Genomic DNA, 23,198 nt, shown 5'->3' with positions numbered 1-23,198 from the left:
TTCTCCGTTACTTACACATTTCTGTATTGGAATGACCTCCGTCATTTGACTGCTCTTCTATTTCTTCAAATCGAGGGATATGTACGCGTATTGTCGTTCCCGCTCCCGGACGGCTTATGAGATCCATGTGACCGCCAAGCTTATCCACCCGTTCTCGCATCGTCGTCAGTCCATAGCTCCCTGCCTTGAATGACGCACTCTGAAGATCGAACCCTTGGCCATCATCTGCCACAGCAAGAATAATCTGATTCGGTGTCTCCTGCAGAGTCAAAGTAACCTTCGTTGCCTTCGCGTGCTTGACTACATTGGCCATGGCTTCCTGAATCATTAAGAAGCACTGATGCTCTTTGGCTTCCGACAATTCACAATTTAGTTCAATGTCAATCTTACCTTGCAAGCCATTCTGCCGGCAATAGTCAGGGAACCAGCGGCCCAACGCTTCTTGCAATGTCTTGCCGTCAAGCTCAAGCGGCCGCAGCTGCGCAATCAAGCCGCGCATTTGGCGCTGTGCGGTATGGGACATCTCAACAAGATGGCCAACCACCTTCTTCGCCCGATCCATATCCATGTCCATAACCTTCGTCAAGGAAGAGGAAGCCATATGAAGTGCAAATAACTGCTGACTAACCGTATCATGCAAATCTCTTGCTAGACGTCTTCGTTCCTCCAATACAACAGCTTCGCATTCCCGCTCCCGATCCATCACTTGCTGCTCGGACATCTTCTGCAAGATGCGAAGCTTCTGTTCCATCCCGCTTACCATCGTATTGAAGTCTTCATACAAGCGAGCAAATGACTCTTCATCGCCAAGCGGAATCCGCTCTGACCAATTGCCCTTCATCACCTGCATCATACTATCGTGAAGCACGTCCAGGCGGCGCTGAAGGCGCACGCCTGCGACATAACCCATAATGACCGATACGATGATGACCGTCACAATACCGAACAGCCACCAGTTCATCCCACTATACCAGGAACCTCCATAGACGAAGCCAATCCAGAACACACTCATGATAATACAGCCTGAAATCACAAAGGTGAGAAGCAGCTCCCACTTGACACTCTTCGTGCTGCGAAACCAGCGTGACACCATGATTGCACTACCCCACTTTCATGACCTTTACATCTCCTATGAAGGTACTGACGGAGATTTTCACTTTCTTGCCTGCTTCATAATAATAGGGAGTCTCCACTTGCAGATTATTCATGAACCCTTCCTTCTCCTGATTGAATACTCTCACATCGCCAAGGAAGGAGCTTGAACTCACCACTACACCAAGATCCATATCATTCGGAACATATACTTTCACATCTCCTATAAAAGAAGAAACATTGATCTTCGTCTCGCCGTACGACACTTGCGCCTTCGTCAAGTCGATTACCGTGTCACCAATGAAATGCGAGATGTTCATCGGCTTCAATTCCCAATAATCAGAGCCTAAATGAATATCACCGATAAAGCCTGACTTGTTCACCGTGTCGAACTTCGATCCCGAGCCCATTGGCGGAGGCGGCGGTGGTGGCGGTGGTACTGATCCCTTATACGAAAACGGATCATAATCAGATGATTGGCTTTGATTGCGTCCAAACGGTTCTTTATAGCGTCTGTCGCTATCCCCGCCTACTGCCGAACCAGTCTCATCATATCCCGGAGGCGGAGGAACATCGGATACACCGTCTTTATTAAAATGCTTATTAAAGGTCTGATCAAAGTCATCATCAAGCGGACGTGGTTCACTATACGGTCGATCATGTTGTCCACCATGTTCATGCCAGTACCCTTCATCCCAACGCTTACGATCACGATACTTGTCTCTATGCCGATTTTTTCGCGGACGAATCAACATCCCTACACCGACCATAATGAGGATAAATGGAACGAGCATCCTCATAGCTGAACCAATATCCACCGTCAGAACTCCTAAATTCGATAACTGAAAGTAGCCACCGATGGCTAGAAGGATAAGCCCCCAGAACGCCCCCTGTATAAGCGCATTGAATCCCGTTAAGATGAGGATCACCGGCCAAAATGTGCGTATCAATTCCCCAAAATCCATATCAATATAACCGAGTTGGTTAAGCATGAAGAAAGCGCCGATCGCAATTAGAAACAACCCTCCCGACCATCTGCCACGCTGATTATTCATACGGTTCCCTCCATTTCTCTACAGTCATTTCATTCATGATGTAGTAATTGTAAGAGAAATCATGTCCATCTACCAGCGACGGAGGAAGGAAGTTTGTCTCAGTCTCGAGACCGAGGAGCTGGAAATCAATTACTAATGCTATTTATAAATCCCAAATGAAATGAAAATGACTGCCCAAGCAAGGGCAGCCATTCGTTACGATGCTTGGCTGAGTCTATAACTCGCCACTGCATCTTGGTGTATTATTGTTGTTGATCAGCTTCCTGCACTTTTTGCACGATGCCTTTTTCTGTTCCTTTTACAGCACCTGCTGTAGGAGCAACCTCTTGGCCAAACTCAATGTCAGCAGCGTTGCTTTGGGCTGCAAACTCACCAGAAGTGTACTTCGCGTTAGCAGGTTGCATGCGGTTCGCTTTGTTGTTCTTCGGCATTTCCATTCACCTCCTGCATCTCCGCGTTTCGGCGGGTCAAATTCAGAAACTTGCGTTCCTACAGGAGATATTATGCTTAGCGCAGCACTCGATTATTCGAATGCACACCCGTAGCGCTCATCATGAAACAAAGCCCCAATTAGAGCATGGACTCCGGAATCCCTTTATTTTTAAAGACAGCTGCATTCAATTCATCCAGCATTTGTTCCGATACTTTTCCATTGCCGCGTTTAATTAGCTTGACTTCCACTTCTTTCTTGCCCCACTGCCCGTATACCTGCTTCTTTGTATGGAAGAATAGATCAAGCTTCTTGCCCTTAATTTTGCCACCAATATCCGTTACAATCCCATATCCATATCCCGGAATATAGAGGATGCTTCCTAATGGAAATACGGATAAATCCGCTGCGATCGTTGACACATAGTCTCGACGCACTTTAACACCGGAATAGGTAATCCCGTACTCTGGATGCCCCGGCTCCTTGCCAGTTGATTCAGCTCCTGCCGTATAGCCAGTAGCAACTACCTTTACCGAGCGAATGATGCGCTCTTGTTGAGGAGCAAGCTCAGCAGCCGTGAATGTCAGTTTGGCCGCTGCAACCGCAACATGTGGACGTTCCTGCTCTTCCTTCACCTTCTGCTTTACTGTCGGCAAAGGCTGCACATACACGAGCGGCAGTGCTTCAGTTGTGGCGTTCGAGGTCCAGGTCAATTTCTGCGTTTGCTGCACCTGTGAGGAAGCATGGGTGGACAACGATGCTTGTGTTAACGCCCCTTGTTGATATGCACCCGTCTCTGTCGTCCACGCTTGGACAGACATTGGAGCTATAAGCATACCCGCTGCTACACATAGCATCGCTCCTGCAATACCTAACGACAACCTTGTGAATACGATAGCGCGCTTATCCGATCTCGATGTCATGTTTCCCTTCCGTTCAGAACTTGTAGTCGATATTGTAAACATATGGTTACCCCTCCCTTAGTGGGAAGGATGTCCTGCTCATTTCGCTTTTATTCATATTCAACAAAAAAAGAACATCCCCGACATTCCGAGACGTTCTTTCGACAACTTCCATTAATGCAGCTTCTGTACTGGCAAGGGTTCGCCTTTACTGCCTAATTTGCCAGCCAGCGCATCCTCGTGAAGGCTTTTCAGCCAATTCAGTTCCGTTACTGTATATTTATAGCCTCCATACAACATATAAAGAACAGAACGGGGAGCGTATGAGATATGCTCTTCATACAGGGCCCACATTCGTTCTGCTTCCTGCTCATAATATGAAATGCGATTCTGAATAATCTCCATAACTATTGACTGATCCGCATACTTCACAAAGGATAGCGCCGCATAAAAGGGATGATTCAAATGAGGCAGCTTTTTCATTTCTTCAATGAGCAGTTCTTCAAGCTCACGCTTTCCTTTTTCCGTAATGCGATAAATCGTCTTATCCGGGCGAGAGCCACCGCTAACGAATTCAGCCTTTTCTATAAATTCGCCTTTGTTTAACTGGTCAATGGCATAATACAGCGACCCGTATTGAATTTTCATATAATTATGCATTTCGCGTTCTTTCATAGCCTGACTCATCTCATAAGGATGGCGATCTTGCTCCATAAGCAAACCAAGTATGGCCAGCTTCATCGACATGCGTTCCACCTCTTCCTTCATGAAACGACAGCCATTCGCAATCACACAGGTTCTCCACCTTGCTCTGCGGCTGCCGCACTCCCATGAGAGTGTTTAGACACCATTGTAACACGTCCCATAAGCAAAATGAACAAAAGGGAAAGCACCGCGATCGGAATGGACCACACATAAACATGGGCAATGGAATCAGACAACGCGCTAGTTAGCTGCTTCAAAATCGGCTCTGGAATGGATGAACGTACTTGATCCTGCAGCAGTACCTGCGGATTGCCAAGCTGCTCCACAAGCTTTGGATCAGTCAGAACACCGCTGAAACGATCCCGTAAATAGGAGGTCTGAATACTCCCGAGAATACTTATCCCCAGCGTATTGCCAAGCGTTTGGAAGAAACGAACTAACGAATTGACCGTGCCTCGCTGCTGATAATCCACCTTATGCTGTGCCGCGATCGAGGTAACAGGAAAGGAAGCACCTATCCCCAAGCCCATCATGATCATATATACAACCATCGTAGACATGGAGGTGTCAGGCGTTACCTGTGATAAAAGCACAACAGACAGCAGCAGCAATGTTCCCGAGATGAGCATAATATTGCGAAACGAGATCTTTCTAAGCAGAAATCCTGCTGTAACGGTGCTGCATACGAGTGCCAGCATCATTGGCGTCAGTACTGTACTGGCATTCGTTGCGGATCCGCCCACAACTCCTTGAATGAATAACGGAATGAAAGTCGCACCTGCCATCAACAGCATTCCAATTAGCAGCCCTGCCCCCATGCTCGCGGTAAACAGCTTACTCTTGAACAAACCAAGCGGGACGACTGGCTCTGCCACCTTCATCTCGACAATGATAAATAGAACAAGCATAAGGAATGCCCCTGCAAATAGCGAGATGATCGTTAGGGAAGACCAGGCATAATCCTTGCCCCCCATCTCCAACCCGAACATGAAGCACAAGATTGCAGCAACCAGCGTGAATGTTCCCAGCCAATCAATCCGCTGCTTCTTGAAGCGGATTGTCTCCTGATAGCCAAGCATAACAAGTAGAAGCGCAATCAATCCTAACGGAAGATTCACGTAGAAGATCCAGCGCCAGTGCAGGTGGTCGGAGAAAAAAGCTCCAGCCACGGGCCCAAACACACTCGAAAGGCCAAATACCGCCCCGAACATTCCTGTCATCTTAGCTCGTTTTCCCTCTGGGAATATATCGAACAGAATCGTAAATACAACGGGCATAAGCGCACCGCCGCCAATACCCTGAATCGCACGATACCAAATTAATTCCTGCATCGAACCTGCCATTCCACATAGCACCGAGCCTACCATGAATACGATGATCCCGAGCATAAAGAATCGCTTGCGTCCGTACATATCAGATAACTTGCCGAACAACGGCATACACGCCACGCTTGCAATCAGATAAGCCGAGAACAACCATACATACTGTTCGAAGCCGCCAAGCTTGGCAACAATCGTCGGCACGGCTGTCGATAGTATCGTCTGATCCAGCGACACAATCAACAGCCCGAGCAGAAGACCAATAACCGTTATGCGAGCACGAGAAGAAGAACCCATCCTTACCACCTCTATATTCAAATTTGAATAACACGATCATAAACTCATTATATTCAAATTTGAATACAAAGCAACTTTTTTATCGCATGATTTTGAAAGTTCGTACGAATGCTTGTCCGTCAATGCACAAACAAAAGCCGTCAAGGAGCTTTACTCCTCGACGGCTGATTCGTTAACGATCTGCTGCCCCTCTTTTGCTTAATCTCCACATTATGATAGCAGCGACGCACAAGAACAAACCGATGATTGGTTCAATCGGCGCTTGCTCACCAGTCTGAGGCAAGACGTTCGGGCGGTTCGGCTGCCGATCAACGTCCTGCTTCCCACCCAAATCGGTACCGTCCGCTTCATCCTCATTCGTTCCTTCAACTGGCTCTTTATCAGTACCTTGACCCTTATCTGGCTTCGTATCGCTATCCGGCTCTGTCGCTTCGCCTGGTTCGGGATTCGTATCGCCATCTGGATTCCCAGGTTTGGTTTCTACGATTGTACCTGGAATCGTCGGCCGTTCGTGATTGCCCGGTTTACCTGGCTCTACAGGCGTTCCAGGATTGGTAGAACCTCCACCTCCAGGATTAGTAGGCCCCCCCGTTCCCGGTTCCGGATCTGGATTGACCGTTCTTATAATAAGTCCCGCATCAATCGTAAGATCCCGTGGTCGTTCCGCCGTAAGTACGATGTTGTCTGACCAGCCATTCGGATCCGCATCAGAATCGAGTACGCGATCATCTCCCTGATACCGTTTCGTGAACGAATACCCCTCTGGGGCAATGAATCGAATCTTATAAGTACTGAGATCCAAATCATTAAATAAGTAGTAACCAGACTGATACACGTAATCGGTCACGGCAGGATCGTAGACCGATCCCGTGACAGTCGGATCATAGACCGAATTTGTCACCGAGCTGTAATACACGGAATGAGTGACAGTCGTAGTCAGCTTCTCATTATTGTGGTTATATAATTCGACCACAACCCCATTTAATCCAGTACCATTCTCATCTTGAATCCCATTGCCGTTCGTGTCGATCCATACATATTTGCCGATGGCTCCCTTGCCCGGAATAGATGGAATATCCTTCTTAATTAGGCCTGCGTCAATGTTATGGTTTTTGCCGCCCTGCTCCAGTGTAATGATATCTGTTCTGCCTTCCACATTCGCCTTGGAGTTCTTCCCTGGATTCGTTATCGCATCTTTCACCGTAAATGCATCATAGCCTTCCGGCAAGTGGAACGTAACGTAGTATTTGCCCGCATCCAAGCCAGTAAACAAATAGTATCCAGGCTGACCTTCGTGATTATTGCCGGTTACAGTGCTTTGTATTACCTTGCCGTCACTCTCGCGATGCAGGTCGACGCGAACGCCGTTAACACCATGATCCGGTGCTTCATCCTGAATCCCATTGCCATTTTCATCGTACCAGACGTAATCCCCAATCTCTCCCTTTGGATCGCCCTTTATCTTAATGCCGACCTTGAGCGGCTCTGCCGGGAGCATAGCCTTATCGCTAATGACCGGAGTCGCGGTGTATCCGAAGGAATTCCATGCGATCTGATCATCGCTTGCAGGCGTGTCAACAGGCGCACGCATTGTCCATGTCAATTCCTTGGATTGGCCAGGAGCCAGTATGACATCACCAGCGAATTCGAACTTTAAGGCTCGCACCTTCGATATATCTTGCGGAGGCTCTTTATCCCAGTTGCCGCCTGTCATCGATATCTCTTCATCGACGCTGTAATATACCGTTACACCGTTCGGAGGCGATATCGGCTCTTTCAGAATCGGGGTCCACTTGCTCACTCGCGGCGATTTGTCGATGACCCCGTGATCACCGATATGCGGAAGGGCATCTACGATCAAAAGGTTTTTGACGCCAATTGATCCCCGGTTCGTTACAGAGATCTTATACTTAAGTTCTCCGCCTGGCGCAACATTTCCGGTATCTGGATACTTAGACCATTGCCCGTTATCCAAATCCCCTTGAACCCATTTTTCGGAGACCAAGCTATCGATGCCGTTCACATCAATTTTATCTCCGTTGTATACATACCACTTGCCGTTTTCTTGCTTATAGCGCTGGTTCTTGAAGTTGGTCAGCCCGTTAATATAGTTGTGCCGTTCTGATGTGACCTCAACTTCATTGTAAACTTCGCCCGTCGGGGTATCCGGCTTCACTCTCGCTTCGAAGGTAAAGGTGAGCGCTTCGCCCTTCTGCAGCGTCAAGTAGTTGCTGCCTTCTGTACCCCACGCCCATGTAATCGGCGCGCTCCCTTGCTGATCCTTCTTGGCTTCTGAGAACGCAGGGGCAGGCACCTGCTTGCCATTAAGCTGCTCCAGCTTCAAGCTGTCCGGCACATATTCCAATTCTTTCGGCAGCAGATCCGTTACAACCGGATCGCGAAACGGAACATCAATCGGACTGGCATTGGTTACAACGATCCTATAAGTTACCGTACCTCCTGGGGAAGTACTTTTTCCACTCACAACCGATTTATCCACTTCCAGCAGCGGACGCTTATCCACCGCCAATACCTTAACACCCGTCAAATACTCGGTCTTCTCACCATTGAAGCTGTATTCCATGCTTGCATAGTTAATCGTTTGTTTCCACTGCTTCGGGTGCTGCTTGGCTTCTTCGTTCGTAGGAAGGCCGTTATTTTTGTCCAGATAGGTAAAGTCATCGTTCGGGTACTTTTCTGTCAGTCGAGGGAAATCGCCATACTTATAATCATCATGTTTGACACTATCATAAGAGGTTAATTGGTAACGAAGTTCTATAACATCTTGCGGACGGAACGCAACGGGTACGTCTCCCAAAACAAGGCGAATGCCTTGAATGTCAGCGTTCAGATCTGCTGCCAACAGCTTGTGTTGTGTCTTAAAATTTAATTCCTTCCAGAGTTTCCAATCGCCCTCAACAGGCGTGCTTTTCGACGTGTACTGAATTTCGTACTCATCTTTATCTGTACCGTCAAAGGCTGGTATGCGGATATATTGCAATTTCATGCCCTTCGGCGTCATATCTGTCATGACGGCTTTATCCAGAGGGACATTGGCTGCATTCCCTACTCCGCCAATAAAAAAGCTGACTTCCTGGCCTTCCGACAATTCCTTCTCCTGACCGCTCCAGATTTGCTTGTAAATCCATATTCCTCCGCCAGGCTGCTTGATAAAGTCGTGTTCAGTCTTCGCAGTCAGTTCCTTGGCTGCATCTCCCAAAGGCTGATAAGATGCTTTGGCCGTATTCACCACCGTTTTCGTGTTGCCGGTGCTCGGATCAATCACCTTATCTTTAGGATACAAAACCGTAACGAGTATGCTTTTGGAACGATCCGTTATTTTCTCCTTATTGAGCTCCTTCGCATCAATCTTCCATGTCAGGGTCTGACCCTGTATGGAATCAGGCGCGGGGGCTGCCTTGGAGAATTCGGCTTCAGGCGGCAGAACGTCAGTAATTACTACATGGTCAATGTTGAGATTGCCGTCTTTGTCTGCCGGATTCTTGTTGTCCTTCAGCGTAATTTCGTAGACGACTTCCGTTCCTGGCTGCGGCTTCACACCTTCAACAGGTACGATTCGCTCCTTAGTAAGTACCCAGTCCGCAGATGCCTTCCCTGTAACTGTTACAGGGTTCGATTCAACCTGCAAGCTTCCGGGATGGTGGAGGAATGTTGCCGTTGTCGTTCCGGCAGTCCCGTCAGGCGTTGTGTGGTTAGGGAAATGAGCCTTCACCTGCAGTTTTCCCGTCGCGCCGGATGGGGTAGGATTTTTGAATGTAAACGTCACCTTATCCACGCCGCCCACATTCTCATGTTTGCTTACGACATGTTCAGAACCCTGCACTTCCTCGAATACGATGCCCTCAGGCAAGGGAAGCACAATTTCCGCATTAGAATAGTCCTCTGTCGTGCTGGATAGACTGTAATCAATTGTGTAGGTAAAGGTTGCTCCTGTGAGCACAGTGTCCTTACTGCTGCTTAATCGCAATTGAATTCCTTGTGAGTCGTTACCATCTGCGTTCGCATGCGCCGTAACAGGCAGGAGCACTATGTTCAAGATGAGCAGCAGCGCCCATATTGATGCCTGCGCCCTTCTTAGTGTCCTCCTCAAATCGTTCCCTCTCCTTTCCGTAAATAAATTTGAGCCGTCTGTTTGGGAAGTTTACCCACACGAACGACTTCCTTCTATCCTAATCAATGGCACTGAACAAATTCTGAATGAAAGTTGGAAGCAATCTTAAGCGATATGCAAAGATAGGGGAACTGAACTAAAATGCGAAGACAGAAAAAAGGCAGGCGATTGCCTGCCTTTGCCTAAATTGACGTAACGTTGAACTCCATCTCATGGCATATAAGCCAAACAAGCATCAAGGGAACTTTGGCGTTCGCGTTATTGGTCCAGCACGAGCTGTTCCAGCTTGCGGCCTGTCGGCGTGTTGGCCAGACCGCCTTCGGCAGTTTCGCGGAAGGAGCTTGGCATGGAACGTCCAACTTCATACATGGCCATAATCACCTCATCGGCCGGTATTCTGCTTTTGATGCCGGCTAAAGCCATATCCGCGGCAACGACCGCCGACGAAGCACCGACTCCGTTCCGCTTCACGCAAGGGACTTCTACAAGTCCTGCTACCGGGTCGCATACTAATCCCAGCATATTCTTGAGTGCAATCGCCATCGCTTCTGCCGATTGCTGTGGTGTTCCGCCTGCCATTTCCACGACTGCCGCAGCAGCCATTCCCGTTGCGGATCCAACCTCCGCTTGGCAGCCGCCCGCCGCGCCCGCGATGAAGGCATTGTTCGCAATAACAAATCCAAATGCGCCTGCCGTAAATAGAAATTCAAGCATTTGCTCCCGCGTAGGGTTCAGCTTCTCCTTGACGGCGAACAAAACCCCTGGAACAACATCTGCCGAAGCGCTACTTCTCTCTCCAGCATGACGCGGGATATTTTACACTGCTTTTCTTCGGCCAACCGGACAAGCTCGGCTACGCTATGGAACATGATTGTCCTCCTTCCGCGCTCGTGCGCTGGTAGGTTTGCACTTGCCATATTTCTTTAATATGAGGGAGCGAATGCATACGATTGATTACAGTCACATCAACCGCTTGGTCAAGCTCGATGGCCATCAAGGCGCTCTCGCCTTTACCTGAACGGGACACTTCCATATATCCGATGTTAATATGATGCTGTGCAAGCAGCGAGGTTACATTCGCCACGGCACCATGCTTGTCCTCATGCAGGACAAGCATGGCCGGGATTCTGCCGACTGGGTTCGGATCCAATTGCTTGACTTCGCGGATTTCCATGCTGCCTCCACCGATTGACACACCGACGACTTCGATCGCACCGCGCTTGTCCCGCAACGTGAGACGTGCCGTATTCGGATGCTCACTCTCCTCCTCTGATGTCACGAAAGTAATGCGAACACCCTGCTCTTCTGCGATGCTGAGGGCATTCGGAATTCGCTCGTCTGACGTGTCAAAGTCCAGGATTCCGCTTACGATTGCCATATCTGTCCCATGCCCTTTGTATGTTTTCGCAAATGAACCGTATAAGGTAACCGTGACGGATTCTGGCAGCCGTCCGAACAGATTGCGGGCTGCACGTCCAATTCGGTTGGCTCCTGCCGTATGCGAACTGGATGGACCGATCATGATAGGGCCGATAATATCAAATACAGATGTGAACGGCATAACAATCCTCCTCTTACACAGAATTGATGAATGATTGATGCTACTAACTTCGTTATATCTTGATCTGGTTTACGCTACTTCAGCGCCCGCCGTGGCTGCAGGCTTAGGAGCCGGCGCGGTGCCGCGAATCTCAGCGACTGTGCGGATCTTGTAGTTTTTGAAGATTCGCGACCCGATGAGACCAGCCGTGATGCCGCAAAGGGCACAAAGGGCTGCCGCAATCGTTACCGTAAGCGGGTCGTTGAAGCCGTACATGACCATGAGTCCCGCAATTGGGGTTGCCGTACCTGTCGCATTATTCGTCAGATTGAACAATGCCACGACGACCCCAGCCATCGCCCCTCCTAGAAAGTTGGTTACATACACCGGAATCGGATTGGCTGATATGATGTCTGCTTGCGTTAATGGTTCAATCGCCACCGCAATTGTGTCTTTGCGGTCACCGAACTTCATACGATGGAAAAAGACGAAGTTCATAAAGGATGATCCCATGACGGACAAGGCTCCGATGGCCATCGGCAAGCCCGTAAGTCCCAGCATGGCAGTAAGCGCCATCGAGCTGAGCGGTGCGGTTGCCACGACGGTTATGACTCCACCAAGCACGATACCCATCACGATTGGATTATCATTAGCCGCCGTCGTAATGATGCCGCCAATATTAAGCAGTGTCGCATTGACTACTGGTGTTGCTATGTTTGCTACAAATCTAACGAGCGGTGCAGCAACAATGATGCAGACGATGAGATCAAGTCCATCCGGGACTTTCTTTTCAATCAGTTTGACAAGGAATGATACGAGATAACCAGCAATGAAACCAGGCAGCAATCCTGTTCCCGCACAAGCTGCCCCAAGCAGCAGAGCATAGACAGGGGACACGCCCATTGCAAGCGCTACCAATGCAGCTGCGGCCACACCGCCCATACTGCCGGAAGCGAGCCCAACCTCCTTGGCAAGACTGAAGCCGAACAAATCGCCACCTACATAACTTTGAAATGCTTCTACCAAAAAACTGGCAACTGCCGCATTTGCTAGGGCTCCCATTGCCTTCATGCCGTTAGGTGCTTTGAAGCTGAAAAGGGAGAAAAGGGACAATACAAGCAATAGTAGGGCTGTACCGATTACGATGTCCATACGTGACGCTCCTCCTTCATGGGTACAAAGTGTAGTAACCGCTTACAAAACATTAAAAGTACATTTATACTGCGACAAGATTGATTGAAATACATATTAAATGAATGAATGATTATTAGTTAATAAACTCAAAAATAATTGAGTCTATCAACTTCAATTTGATTGTATCAACTTTTCTATATTTACACAATTCTTTTATACATACTTTCTGGAATTGCCGCAATTTACCTTTGTTAAGCAGTTTGCTATGACTAATAATTCAAGAAATACGGAAACAGAATGGAACAGAAAAACGCTTTACTATCTTTATAAGTGCGGTCGTCTCCCTATTTAATATCGTAACTTAGATACAACTCATAGCGAATGTCTAACGGATGATTTTGGAAAATAGAGATGAATCAGGGATTGATTGCGGTTGAAGTTCGCGTTATGATAATAGTAATTTATCATTACTAATTGTTGATATAATCAACTTCATTTTATTCCATCAACTATTTTTGATTGTAAGATTGTCAGAGCTTCATTATTGTGTTGTATCAAGCAATATAATATTTCTCGAATGACAAAGAAATCTTCTAGTCAAATTCGGGTTGTCTAGGGAAGGACTTGATGCAATGAATACAAGATTTACAGAGCGAGATCATTTAATTTTGGAATCATACGATGCAGTAGTAGAGGGATTAGCCGACTATTTGGGGCCTGCTTCTGAAATTGTTCTTCATAGTTTGGAAGATTATCAGCATTCGGTTGTCAAAATCGCAAATGGGCATCATACAGGCAGGGAACTGGGAGCGCCTATTACCAATATTGCTTTGCAAATGCTGCAAGAAATTGAACAATCCCATGGGAAGCAGTCACTCAGCTATTTTACGAGAAGCAAGAATAATCGTCAGATGAAGTCCAGCACGATCGCGATTCGGGGTGATAGCGGCAAGATTATCGGCTTGCTTTGCATCAACATGAATATTGACGAATCTTTTGCTGATGTGCTGCAAACCTTCCTGCCGCAACCGGATATGGAAGCAAGGGAGCAGTCCGAGCATTTTGCTTCATCCGTGGAGGATATGATTCAAGAAACGATTGAGCGAACGATCGAAGAGGTTGATGCTTCTCCGAACATCTCTTATGCGAACCGGAACAAGCATATTATCGGACTGCTGCATGAACGGGGCGTATTCAACCTAAGGGATGCGGTCACCCTTGTGGCAAATGCGCTGAAAATCACAAAACATACGGTTTATCTACATTTGCGCAATAATGCTTCCAAAGGTGAAAAAGCAACGAAATAGAAGCAGAAAGAACGCTGAACACAGCAGGATTAGCGACCGGGTTCTCAAAATGAGCCTGGTCGCTGTTTTTTGTGGGCAAACACCTGTCGTAAGGATAGCCCCCTTCAGGGGAGATTCTTTAAGCTTTCTCCCCACGTTCAACAGAGTTTTATTCGCACTAAGTCCCCTTTAGATCAAGAGATTCTTTCATTCAACCCTTCGGAATACTGCTTCCCGCTTTCCTCTTCTGACTCCGTTCTGAGCGATTCTTGCATGTCTTGATCAACATGTTCAAAATGTTCAGGATAGCCATACTCGCCATGTTCACTTACATCCAAGCCGATACGCTCTTGCTCCGCATTGACACGCAAGCCAAACAACCGTTTCCCTGCATACAACAGCACGTAAGAAGAGACAAATGCAAATCCGCCCGCCGCTAGAATCCCATAGGCTTGCACCCATAACTGATGCAGACTGCCTGTATCCAGCCAGCCTCCCTGGCCTACACCAACCTTCTCCGCCAATGCTGAAGTGGCGAATATCCCATTGGACAGCGTGCCCCATACCCCTGCTACCCCATGTACCGACAAGGCTGAGACTGGGTCATCAACTCGCAGACGATCGAACCAGAGCGCACTGTAGTACACTAGAATACCAGCCGCCAAACCAATTACGATGGCCGCCCAAGGCTCCACGAATGCACACGAAGCTGTGATCGCAACCAAGCCCGCCAGCATTCCATTCAAGAGGGTAGGCACATCTGCCTTGCCACTGCGCAGCCAACTAATAGCAAGCGCCGCAACAGCCCCCGCTGCAGCTCCAAGCTGTGTGTTCATGGCGACATATCCAAAAAATCCATCACCGATCGACAACGTACTTCCTGCATTAAAACCGAACCACCCCACCCACAGCAGAAGCACACCGAGCGTTATATATACTTGGTTATGACCTTTTATTTTCTTGGACGAACCGTCTGAATCGTATTTGTTCATGCGCGGCTTCAAAAGCAATGTCGCAGCCAGCGCAGCCATAGCCCCTGTTAAATGCACAACCGTAGAACCGGCAAAATCCTGCTTCCCATGCATCGCAAGCCAGCCACCTCCCCATATCCAGTGAGCAACCACTGGGTAAATCAATGCCGTGAACAGAATCGCAAACCAAATGTAAGCGGACAATCGCGCGCGCTCGGCAAATCCACCCCACACAATCGAGAGTGACACAGCAGCAAAGGCTAATTGGAAGGTAAAAAATACGGAAGGTGGTAACCCTGTAGAGGAAGCTGGAGTAAAGAAGAAATCACCCCAACCAATAAACGAATTGCCATTCATACCAAAAATCAAGCCATAGCCGACTGCCCAAAATACAAGAGAGCCAAGCCCAACCGTAATGACCGTTTTTGCGGCAATATGACCTGCGTTCTTCATTCGTGCAGACCCTGCTTCCAGCAGGATGAATCCCGCTTGCATAAGCAGCACCAGTATAGCCGACAGCATTACCCACAGTGCGTTCAGACCAGATTCCAGTGATTGCACAGAAGCCTCCCCCGCGGCACTGACAGCATCCGGAAATAGGCTAAAACATGCAAATCCAGCACCAAGCACACCAGTCGCCGAAGCAAAACGTCTGCTCCTACTCCGATTAAGGCTCTTGTCTCTGTTCATCCTCATTTTCTCTACACTCCTCGCTATTTATATGTTATATTTTATTACACAAAATCTTGTTGTTAGAGGAATTATATAAAGGTAAATTGTGAAAATCAATGGGTTATGTTATAAAATGCATGAAATGCGTCAAGTTATACAAATTACATGTAATATAACCTAACATAATATTCATGAAGATAGTGATAAATAAAAAAAGACTGCAGAATTATTCTGCAGCCCAAGTCTTACATTCTTGCTTCATTTGTCTTGGATTGATTAATCCAATATGCTATTCCTTACTGTTGATTACTCGGCTTGTTCAAAAAACTTGGCAATCGGATTTTCAACATGCTTATCTTTATAAATAGAGCCGTCGGCCTTTTTCACAATATGCTGTTGGAAATTGCTCATAACCGACAAGCTCTGCATGCCAATTCCCGCTAACAACTGCTCTGCTGACTTCTGCGTCAAATGATCATCTGTCCAGAAATAATGCACCACTAGACGATCTTTATTGTACGGATGCATAATTCCGTAGCCACCCAGCAGCCCTTTTGTGTTCATTACTTCCTTCCAAGGGAAGCCCGCTTGTTCAGCCTTTGCAATAATCGCTGGCTTCAATGCTTGGATAAATGAATTGGACTTCGGATTACCGATTACAATGACATTGCTCTTTGCCAGAGAAGTCTCCAACTGTTTTTTCACAGCCTGCTTCTCACTCAAGATCACAGGCTTAACGCCGCCCATGTCCAACACATTGGAAATATTCTCGAAAAATTGCTCTTGCTGCTTTTTCGCTTCTGCGCTCACAGGACTACTGTATATGATCGCTAGCGGTTCTCCATGCATCGCCTTGTTAAGCACCTTGTACATTGTCTCTTTCGGCAACTTAGGATAGGACTGATCGATCCCATCATATATCCCCACAAGCGACAATCGCATATACTCCGCCATTTCAGCTTCCGTCATCTGGTATTCCGGCTTGAGCTCATAATTAGGCTTGTTTAAGTTATCATCCATTCGATCACGAACAGCCTTGCCAAACTGATCCTCAATCGTTTGAAGCAGTCCCGCTACGGTTGCGTTTCGATACGCATAGCGATTGAAATATTCCTTCATAAAGGCATCGAACTTCTCTTGCCCAACAGTACGATACAATTCATAGATCGCAAGGCGACCTTTTTTATAGTACAGCGCATCCGGGGAATCTCCAGCCTTGTCATTCGGAGAATTGATAGCCCGATCCAATGAGAACGTTTCGATGCGGGCACTATCAAATCCATTCATTTTGTCGCCCTGGGCATCATAGTAATACACCCTGGAAAAATCAGCAAACCCTTCATCCAAGAACGACTCGGTTTCAGAATCGTTGCCGATGATGGAATGGAACCACTGGTGCGCAATCTCATGAACAAAGACGGAATCCTTTTCAGGAACAGCATTTGGACTTACCCGCCCCATTTGAATAAGGCGAGCAAATTCAACAGCAACATTTTCTACATGGGATTCCACGATCCGAAAATCGGGGTACTCGTACTTGCCGAATTTATCGCCAAAAAATTCAATCGCTTTAAATGCCTCATCAATATATTTATTGATAACCGCTGTCTTCGCCGGATCATTGTTGTCGTTGTAATATACATATTCAATCGTTAAGCCATTCTTGGTTTTGCTGGCTTTATGGAACTTCTCACTGGAGAAGAACACGAGCTCGCGCGTCTTGTCCGATTTCGTCGTTACGATTTTGCGGCCAGCTTCACCAGACTTCTCCGACATTTGTCCAGGCATCGCGATTTGCAGCTTGTCTGGAACATCCATTGCAACCGTATAGTCGGCAACCTCATAGTAATCCGTTTCGAATGTCTTACTATATGGGGTCTTATTCCACTTATGTGCTGCTTCATCGTACACAGACATAACCGGGAACCAATGCGCCCCATTAATGATGTCCTTATAGTAGGACAAGCGCTGTGAACCAAATGGAATTTTCGTTTTATATTCAAGCTCTAACGTTACTTCTTCATCCTTGCCCAACGCTTTTGCCAACTGAACCGTAAGCGCCTGCTTCTCATTTGTGGTAGCTAGGGTCGCACCGGTCGAAGCATCCTTCACACGAATGATATCAATACCGCCAAGGAAATCCTCTGGTTTCTTATCTGGGTATTCCTTCGCAATCTCCCCATTTGCTCGCACGAACATGCTCGATTGCGTATCCTTCGAACGATTGGCATCTGCGAACAGACGGAATACAACATCATTCAGCTTATCCTCAGACGTATTGCGGTATTTCACCGTCTGCTTGCCTGTAATGGTCATGTCGTCCGTATTCAGCTTCGCTTGGATATTGTATTGGATATGTGAAGTTGCTTGTTGTTGAGACTGCATTCCTGCTGTGCTAATCGTCTTGACTTGATCCGCCGCGGCCTCCTGTGCATAAGCTGTGCCACCAGATGTTAGCGGAGCTGCAAGCAGGGTAAATGCCATTGCACATGCTATTGTCGTATGTAGCAATTGTCTTCCTGTGAGTTTCATTCGTCCAATCACTTCTTTCCGTTTGTGTTTCATCTCATGATGATATATTCAATTATAGAGCAAGATACAAATGATATCGTGCGATTAACCTTATGCGGAGCTTACAATATTGTCACGTAAGATTTTAAGGAACTTTAGTAATGAATGCCGCGAATCAAAAAAAAAAAAAAAAAAAGAAGCACCCGTCTAAGACGAGAGCTTCTCTATGACAAGGGTGCTCTTAGCTCGCCCTTTATTTCTGTGAATCTTCTTGTGGAGCAGCCTGCGCAATATGGCGCGTACGGATTTCCTCTTGCAGCAGTGCAACCACTTCTGCTACCGGCTTCATGCCAAGGTCGCCTTCTCCACGCTTACGCACGGATACAGCACCATTGTTCTTCTCATTTTCACCGACGACGAGCATGTAAGGTGTTTTCTCCAGCTGTGCCTCGCGAATCTTGTAGCCAAGCTTCTCGTTGCGCACATCTGCTTCAGCACGGATACCTGCATCACGCAGAGATTCCGTTACTTCCTTCGCATACTCTTCGTAGTTCGGTGATACTGGAATGACCTTCGCTTGAACCGGAGAGAGCCAGAGCGGAAGCGCTCCTGCGAAGTTCTCCAGCAAGAATGCAGTCATGCGCTCCATCGTACTGATGATACCACGGTGGATAACGACAGGACGATGCTTCTGTCCGTCATCGCCGACATATTCCAGCTCGAAGCGTTCAGGAAGCAAGAAGTCCAGCTGTGCAGTCGACAGTGTCTCTTCCTTGCCAAGCGCTGTTTTAATTTGTACATCCAGCTTCGGTCCGTAGAATGCAGCTTCGCCTTCTGCTTCGTAGAATGGAAGACCCAATTCTTCAACAACCTCACGCAGCATGCGTTGAGACATTTCCCACATATGGTCGTCTGGGAAGTACTTCTCTGTATCCTGCGGATCGCGATAAGACAAGCGGAAACGATAATCCTTAATTCCGAAATCGTCATATACGCGGCGAATCAAATTAATAACACGCGCGAATTCTTCCTTGATCTGATCCGGACGGCAGAAGATATGCGCATCGTTCAATGTCATAGCACGAACACGGTGCAAACCAGTGAGCGCCCCGGACATTTCATAGCGGTGCATTGTACCAAGCTCCGCGATACGAATTGGCAATTCACGATAGCTGCGCATGTCAGACTTGTACACCATCATATGGTGCGGGCAGTTCATTGGACGCAGAACAAGCTCTTCGTTGTCCATAACCATTGTTGGGAACATATCCTCTTGGTAGTGTTCCCAATGGCCGGATGTCTTGTACAATTCCACATTCGCAAGTACCGGTGTATACACGTGGCTGTATCCCAAGCGCTCTTCGATATCCACGATGTAGCGCTCCATCGTACGGCGCAATGTCGCACCATTTGGCAGCCAGAGCGGCAAGCCTTGTCCAACTTTTTGGGAGAAGGAGAAGATCTTCAGCTCTTTGCCTAATTTACGGTGATCGCGCTTCTTCGCTTCTTCCAAGAAGTGCAAGTACTCATCAAGCTGTGCTTTCTTCGAGAATGCTGTTCCATAAATACGCTGCAGCATTTTGTTGTCCGAGTTGCCGCGCCAGTAAGCACCCGCCAAGTTCAAGAGCTTGAATACCTTCAACTTGCCTGTAGATGGGACGTGAGGTCCACGGCACAAGTCGAAAAATTCACCTTGGTCATAAATAGTGATCACAGAATCCTCTGGCAAGTCGTTGATAAGCTCCAGCTTCAATTCATCACCGATTTCTGTGAAGATGCGTAGAGCTTCTTCACGAGATACTTCACGGCGTTGAATTGGCAGGTTCTCGTTCACGATACGCTGCATTTCCTTCTCGATCTTCGGCAGATCCTCAGGCGTCAAGGAGATATCAAGGTCAATATCATAGTAGTAGCCATCTTCGATAACGGGACCGATACCAAGTTTCACGTTTGCGTCCTTGTACAAGCGCTTGATTGCTTGCGCTGTCAAGTGAGCTGAACTATGGCGAAGCACTTCAAGCCCGTCTTCTGAGTCTGCCGTTACAATTTCAATCTTGGCGTCTTCTTGAATCGGCGTATACAGGTCAACAACCTTGCCATCCAGCTTCCCCGCTAGTGCAGCCTTCTTCAATCCGCTGCTAATCGAACCCGCTACATCTTCGATAGTAGTGCCTTGCTCATATTCACGAACAGCACCGTCTGGAAATGTTACTTTTACGTTAGACATTTGCGATTCCTCCCAATTTATATGGCATCATTCAATCTGCTGTCAATCTGCTTATGCCGGCTAGGAAACGAACAACTACGTGTTCTTCCCAATTTCTCCGTACACAACACAGCCTATTGAACTTGTCTGAAAAAATAAAAAACACCCGCCCTGTAAAAGGGACGAGTGTTATAGACAATTAGTAACCCGTGGTTCCACCCTCATTCAACTGCTGATGATGCTTACGCGATCACAATTACAGCAACATATGCCGCAATGCTCTGTCGCTCACTTTCCTCAGATCAGTCCTTGAGCATTCGGTAACGGGAATGATTCGTTGGATGATACTAACCGAGATTAGCTCGTTGTTCCCATCCAAAGCTCTAAAGTGGTAAATAAACAGCGTTGCCGAAGGGACTTGCAGCCTCGATCCCTCTCTCTGAACGGTTCCGTCCGTTATTCATGTCTTTGTCATCGCATATCGTATGCTATTGATTACTCAATACCGCATATTATATGCGATCTTCGCAGGGTGGTCAAGCTCCTATTCATGAATCGTGGAATGCTATGGCCGCAGCATCGAACCGTCCTGCACGTTGTTACGTACAAGAGTCTCGTGAGGCCAGCCATCTCCACCAAGCACAGCATGACAGGAACTACACAGTACACATACATGCACCCTCGATTCGAAGATTTGCTGAATCGTCTTAATCACCTGAGATTCTGGCTCGCGCGTGTGAATGATAATATTTTGCGGGGATACGTTGATGAGTGTGCTCACAATCATATCCTCCATCTCCATATCATAATCAATCATCTCCACAACCATGCCATTCATCACATGCTTCGGCTCAAGCGGCTGAAGATCCTCATCTAGGAGCGTAAATTCATGACCGCCCTTGTGCATTAAGTGCGCAAGAGGGATCTTCGTCTCCTGAATGAACACGAAGTATTTCAATAGACCGATGAACTCTTGATACTGCCGTTCAAGTACATATTCATCAATCGCATAGTCAACCACTTCACGAAGCTCTGTTAAATAGTGCCGCAAGCGGAACTGAATGAACCCTTCAACATTAAGGGCTGTATGATCTTCTAAATATCGCCGCAGTGCACGTGTAAGCTTCCCTTTGCGTCTGCGTCTGGACTCACTAGAACCGGTTTCATCTCCACCGTTGAGCAGCTGCTGGCAGTATTCCTCAATTTTACGGCGTTCCTCTTCACTGTATTTCGAATCCTTTGCAATTAAGGAAGCAAGAAGCAGCCTTTCTTTTTGGGACAGAATAAATTCAGCAACTGCCTTGGCCGCTCTATTCCATACATCTTGTCCTTGTGTAGACAGTTGAAAACCTGGCAAGATGCCCCGGCATGTAATCCAAGCCGTCTGCCCTTCAGACCATTGCTGGAATTCCACGCCATTCGGCTGTTTATGTAAATCGCTCAGCTCCTGCTGCAGCAAATCAGTCAGCGTTACTGCGTCACATTCGGATCGCAGCGGCAACGAGATCGTGAACAACTCCATGAGCCCACTCCTTTCTGTTCCTTCTTAAGTATATGGGGTCATGAATGGAGATATACGAAGACGAATCTGGAAAACAGAGGACGCTCGCATTCCTTCTGGCATTATTGCCAAAAATAAAAAAACACCTGCTGGCTATCCACACGGAAAGTCCAGCAGGTGTACTGCTTCATTTTCAATTGACGCCTAATTCTGCATAACAAAATCTTTGGCAACCGTTGCATGTTCATCGTCGAACACACGCAAAATATTATATTTCGTATCACGCTGCGCAGGAATCTTGCCCGCTTCGCGGATAAGCTGCAGCGTGCTCCCGATGTTTACTTTATGTGTAGCACCAGCTGCCGATACGACATTCTCCTCAATCATCGTACTGCCGAAGTCATTGCAGCCGAAGCTGAGCGTCTTCTTGCCAATTTCCGGCCCCATCGTTACCCATGAAGCTTGGAAGTTCGGAATATTATCCAGGAACAAGCGGCTGATCGCGAGTGTCTTCAAATACTCTTCAGGCGATACGCGCTCTGCCTTCATGTTCGTGTTGTCCGGTTGGAATGTCCATGGAATGAACGCAAGGAAGCCCTTGGAAGGATGGCCGTTCTGCATGCATTCATCTTGTGCTGTACGAATGCGCTCCAAGTGAAGTGCACGCTCTTCCAGCAGCTCGCCGAAGCCGATAACCATCGTGCCCGTTGTATTCATGCCGACCTTATGGGCAGTTTGCATGACGTCCATCCAATCACGCCATGAACCCTTCAAGCGACTGATCTTCCGGCGAGTACGGTCGTCCAAAATTTCAGCGCCGCCGCCCGGCAGCGAGTCAAGACCCGCTTCATGAATTTGACGGATTACCTCTTCTAGAGATAGTCCATTCGAGACTTCCTTCATCTTCATAATCTCCGCAGGAGAGAAGGAGTGCATTGTAATACTTGGGAACCGTTTCTTAATTTCGCGAAGCAGGTTCGTATAATAGCTGAATGGAAGCTCTGGGTTTGTTCCGCCCTGCATCAGAATCTCAGTTCCGTCTACATCGATCGTTTCCTGAATCTTCTGGAAGATGACTTCATCAGGAAGCACGTAACCTTCCTTCGAACCCGGAGCACGGTAGAAGGCACAGAATCTGCAGTACGTATCACAAATATTTGTATAGTTGACATTGCGCCCAATTACAAATGTAGCAATCGGATCTGGATGCCATTTCTTCATAATTTGGTCGGCAGCTGCCCCCATTTTCTCGATCTGATCAGATTCGAACAAGGTCACGCAATCGTCTGTATTCAATCGTTCACCACGAAGCGCTTTGTCCAAAATGCGGTCTATCGGTGACATCGTCACAGTCACTTCCCCTCTCATATGTTGCCTTACACTCTCGTATATAAAGCGAAGTAGACCCCGCTCACGGCGGGGTTAAATTGTACGGATTATTGCAC

At 47.6% G+C, this 23,198-nt stretch carries 16 protein-coding genes and 1 pseudogene; 1 reads left to right on the top strand and 16 read right to left on the bottom strand.

All coding sequences use genetic code 11. From position 1 onward, the window contains the following. Nucleotides 1-7: 7 nt before the first annotated feature. From RQP50_RS03480 to RQP50_RS03430, 11 genes and pseudogenes are all read right to left on the bottom strand, one after another. Complete coding sequence (locus RQP50_RS03480) at nucleotides 8-1,093, bottom strand: HAMP domain-containing sensor histidine kinase (protein ID WP_315743274.1); 1,086 nt, start codon at nucleotides 1,091-1,093, stop codon at nucleotides 8-10. 7 nt (nucleotides 1,094-1,100) lie between these two features. Continuing rightward, a complete protein-coding gene (gene liaF / locus RQP50_RS03475) occupies nucleotides 1,101-2,147 on the bottom strand; it encodes a cell wall-active antibiotics response protein LiaF (protein WP_072731394.1) in 1,047 nt (348 codons plus the stop codon). Nucleotides 2,148-2,389: 242 nt separating this feature from the next. Then, nucleotides 2,390-2,578, bottom strand: coding sequence for a hypothetical protein (locus tag RQP50_RS03470; protein ID WP_021254005.1), 189 nt, complete (start codon nucleotides 2,576-2,578; stop codon nucleotides 2,390-2,392). 139 nt (nucleotides 2,579-2,717) lie between these two features. After that, nucleotides 2,718-3,542, bottom strand: coding sequence for a 3D domain-containing protein (locus RQP50_RS03465; protein WP_072731395.1), 825 nt, complete (start codon nucleotides 3,540-3,542; stop codon nucleotides 2,718-2,720). Between the two features lie 111 nt (nucleotides 3,543-3,653). Beyond that, nucleotides 3,654-4,271 (bottom strand): PadR family transcriptional regulator, encoded by a 618-nt coding sequence (locus RQP50_RS03460; RefSeq protein WP_227775077.1) that lies wholly within the window; start codon nucleotides 4,269-4,271, stop codon nucleotides 3,654-3,656. After that, complete coding sequence (locus RQP50_RS03455) at nucleotides 4,268-5,800, bottom strand: MDR family MFS transporter (protein WP_315743267.1); 1,533 nt, start codon at nucleotides 5,798-5,800, stop codon at nucleotides 4,268-4,270. The genes RQP50_RS03460 and RQP50_RS03455 overlap by 4 nt, the downstream gene beginning before the upstream one ends. A gap of 172 nt (nucleotides 5,801-5,972) precedes the next feature. Beyond that, nucleotides 5,973-9,911, bottom strand: a complete 3,939-nt coding sequence (locus RQP50_RS03450; RefSeq protein ID WP_315743265.1) for an SdrD B-like domain-containing protein — start codon at nucleotides 9,909-9,911, stop codon at nucleotides 5,973-5,975. Nucleotides 9,912-10,190: 279 nt separating this feature from the next. Then, nucleotides 10,191-10,721 (bottom strand): annotated as a pseudogene (sdaAA, locus tag RQP50_RS03445) (L-serine ammonia-lyase, iron-sulfur-dependent, subunit alpha); the annotation flags it as partial. Continuing rightward, on the bottom strand, nucleotides 10,664-10,801 hold the full coding sequence (locus tag RQP50_RS03440; RefSeq protein WP_315743263.1) for a hypothetical protein: 138 nt from the start codon (nucleotides 10,799-10,801) through the stop codon (nucleotides 10,664-10,666). The pseudogene sdaAA and the gene RQP50_RS03440, both read right to left, overlap by 58 nt. Continuing rightward, nucleotides 10,786-11,493 (bottom strand): L-serine ammonia-lyase, iron-sulfur-dependent subunit beta, encoded by a 708-nt coding sequence (sdaAB, locus tag RQP50_RS03435; RefSeq protein ID WP_315743261.1) that lies wholly within the window; start codon nucleotides 11,491-11,493, stop codon nucleotides 10,786-10,788. The genes RQP50_RS03440 and sdaAB overlap by 16 nt, the downstream gene beginning before the upstream one ends. A 69-nt stretch (nucleotides 11,494-11,562) precedes the next feature. Next, nucleotides 11,563-12,624 (bottom strand): PTS sugar transporter subunit IIC, encoded by a 1,062-nt coding sequence (locus RQP50_RS03430; RefSeq protein WP_028531868.1) that lies wholly within the window; start codon nucleotides 12,622-12,624, stop codon nucleotides 11,563-11,565. 614 nt (nucleotides 12,625-13,238) lie between these two features. On the opposite strand from RQP50_RS03430, the gene RQP50_RS03425 reads away from it, so the two are divergent. Further along, complete coding sequence (locus tag RQP50_RS03425) at nucleotides 13,239-13,913, top strand: helix-turn-helix transcriptional regulator (RefSeq protein ID WP_315743259.1); 675 nt, start codon at nucleotides 13,239-13,241, stop codon at nucleotides 13,911-13,913. Between the two features lie 173 nt (nucleotides 13,914-14,086). Here RQP50_RS03425 and RQP50_RS03420 read toward each other — a convergent pair whose 3' ends face one another. The 5 genes from RQP50_RS03420 to mqnC form a co-directional block, all read right to left on the bottom strand. Beyond that, nucleotides 14,087-15,559 carry an ammonium transporter gene (locus tag RQP50_RS03420; RefSeq protein ID WP_315743257.1) on the bottom strand — a complete coding sequence of 491 codons (1,473 nt, stop codon included), beginning with the start codon at nucleotides 15,557-15,559 and terminating at the stop codon, nucleotides 14,087-14,089. Nucleotides 15,560-15,841: 282 nt separating this feature from the next. Continuing rightward, nucleotides 15,842-18,067, bottom strand: a complete 2,226-nt coding sequence (locus RQP50_RS03415; protein WP_315743255.1) for a M1 family metallopeptidase — start codon at nucleotides 18,065-18,067, stop codon at nucleotides 15,842-15,844. Nucleotides 18,068-18,299: 232 nt separating this feature from the next. Continuing rightward, entirely contained in the window at nucleotides 18,300-20,273 is a 1,974-nt protein-coding gene (thrS, locus tag RQP50_RS03410; protein WP_072731406.1) for a threonine--tRNA ligase, read from the bottom strand. 544 nt (nucleotides 20,274-20,817) lie between these two features. Beyond that, nucleotides 20,818-21,774 carry a putative sporulation protein YtxC gene (gene ytxC / locus RQP50_RS03405; RefSeq protein WP_021254019.1) on the bottom strand — a complete coding sequence of 319 codons (957 nt, stop codon included), beginning with the start codon at nucleotides 21,772-21,774 and terminating at the stop codon, nucleotides 20,818-20,820. 183 nt (nucleotides 21,775-21,957) lie between these two features. Next, nucleotides 21,958-23,097 (bottom strand): cyclic dehypoxanthinyl futalosine synthase, encoded by a 1,140-nt coding sequence (gene mqnC / locus RQP50_RS03400; protein ID WP_028531863.1) that lies wholly within the window; start codon nucleotides 23,095-23,097, stop codon nucleotides 21,958-21,960. Between the last annotated feature and the right edge of the window lie 101 nt (nucleotides 23,098-23,198).

The organism is Paenibacillus suaedae (genome assembly GCF_032337355.1).
Lineage (GTDB): Bacteria > Bacillota > Bacilli > Paenibacillales > Paenibacillaceae > Paenibacillus_B > Paenibacillus_B suaedae.
The sequence above is the reverse complement of the archived record's forward strand: the minus strand, read 5'-3'. Positions and strand labels throughout refer to the sequence as shown.

What these genes read in the sequence shown, in the direction of transcription:
- RQP50_RS03480 (WP_315743274.1), bottom strand. Translation starts at nt 1,093, where the DNA reads ATGGTGTCACGCTGGTTTCGCAGCACGAAGAGTGTCAAGTGGGAGCTG.
- liaF (WP_072731394.1), bottom strand. Translation starts at nt 2,147, where the DNA reads ATGAATAATCAGCGTGGCAGATGGTCGGGAGGGTTGTTTCTAATTGCG.
- RQP50_RS03470 (WP_021254005.1), bottom strand. Translation starts at nt 2,578, where the DNA reads ATGCCGAAGAACAACAAAGCGAACCGCATGCAACCTGCTAACGCGAAG.
- RQP50_RS03465 (WP_072731395.1), bottom strand. Translation starts at nt 3,542, where the DNA reads ATGTTTACAATATCGACTACAAGTTCTGAACGGAAGGGAAACATGACA.
- RQP50_RS03455 (WP_315743267.1), bottom strand. Translation starts at nt 5,800, where the DNA reads ATGGGTTCTTCTTCTCGTGCTCGCATAACGGTTATTGGTCTTCTGCTC.
- RQP50_RS03440 (WP_315743263.1), bottom strand. Translation starts at nt 10,801, where the DNA reads ATGTTCCATAGCGTAGCCGAGCTTGTCCGGTTGGCCGAAGAAAAGCAG.
- sdaAB (WP_315743261.1), bottom strand. Translation starts at nt 11,493, where the DNA reads ATGCCGTTCACATCTGTATTTGATATTATCGGCCCTATCATGATCGGT.
- RQP50_RS03430 (WP_028531868.1), bottom strand. Translation starts at nt 12,624, where the DNA reads ATGGACATCGTAATCGGTACAGCCCTACTATTGCTTGTATTGTCCCTT.
- RQP50_RS03425 (WP_315743259.1), top strand. Translation starts at nt 13,239, where the DNA reads ATGAATACAAGATTTACAGAGCGAGATCATTTAATTTTGGAATCATAC.
- RQP50_RS03420 (WP_315743257.1), bottom strand. Translation starts at nt 15,559, where the DNA reads ATGAGGATGAACAGAGACAAGAGCCTTAATCGGAGTAGGAGCAGACGT.
- RQP50_RS03415 (WP_315743255.1), bottom strand. Translation starts at nt 18,067, where the DNA reads ATGAAACTCACAGGAAGACAATTGCTACATACGACAATAGCATGTGCA.
- thrS (WP_072731406.1), bottom strand. Translation starts at nt 20,273, where the DNA reads ATGTCTAACGTAAAAGTAACATTTCCAGACGGTGCTGTTCGTGAATAT.
- ytxC (WP_021254019.1), bottom strand. Translation starts at nt 21,774, where the DNA reads ATGGAGTTGTTCACGATCTCGTTGCCGCTGCGATCCGAATGTGACGCA.
- mqnC (WP_028531863.1), bottom strand. Translation starts at nt 23,097, where the DNA reads ATGTCACCGATAGACCGCATTTTGGACAAAGCGCTTCGTGGTGAACGA.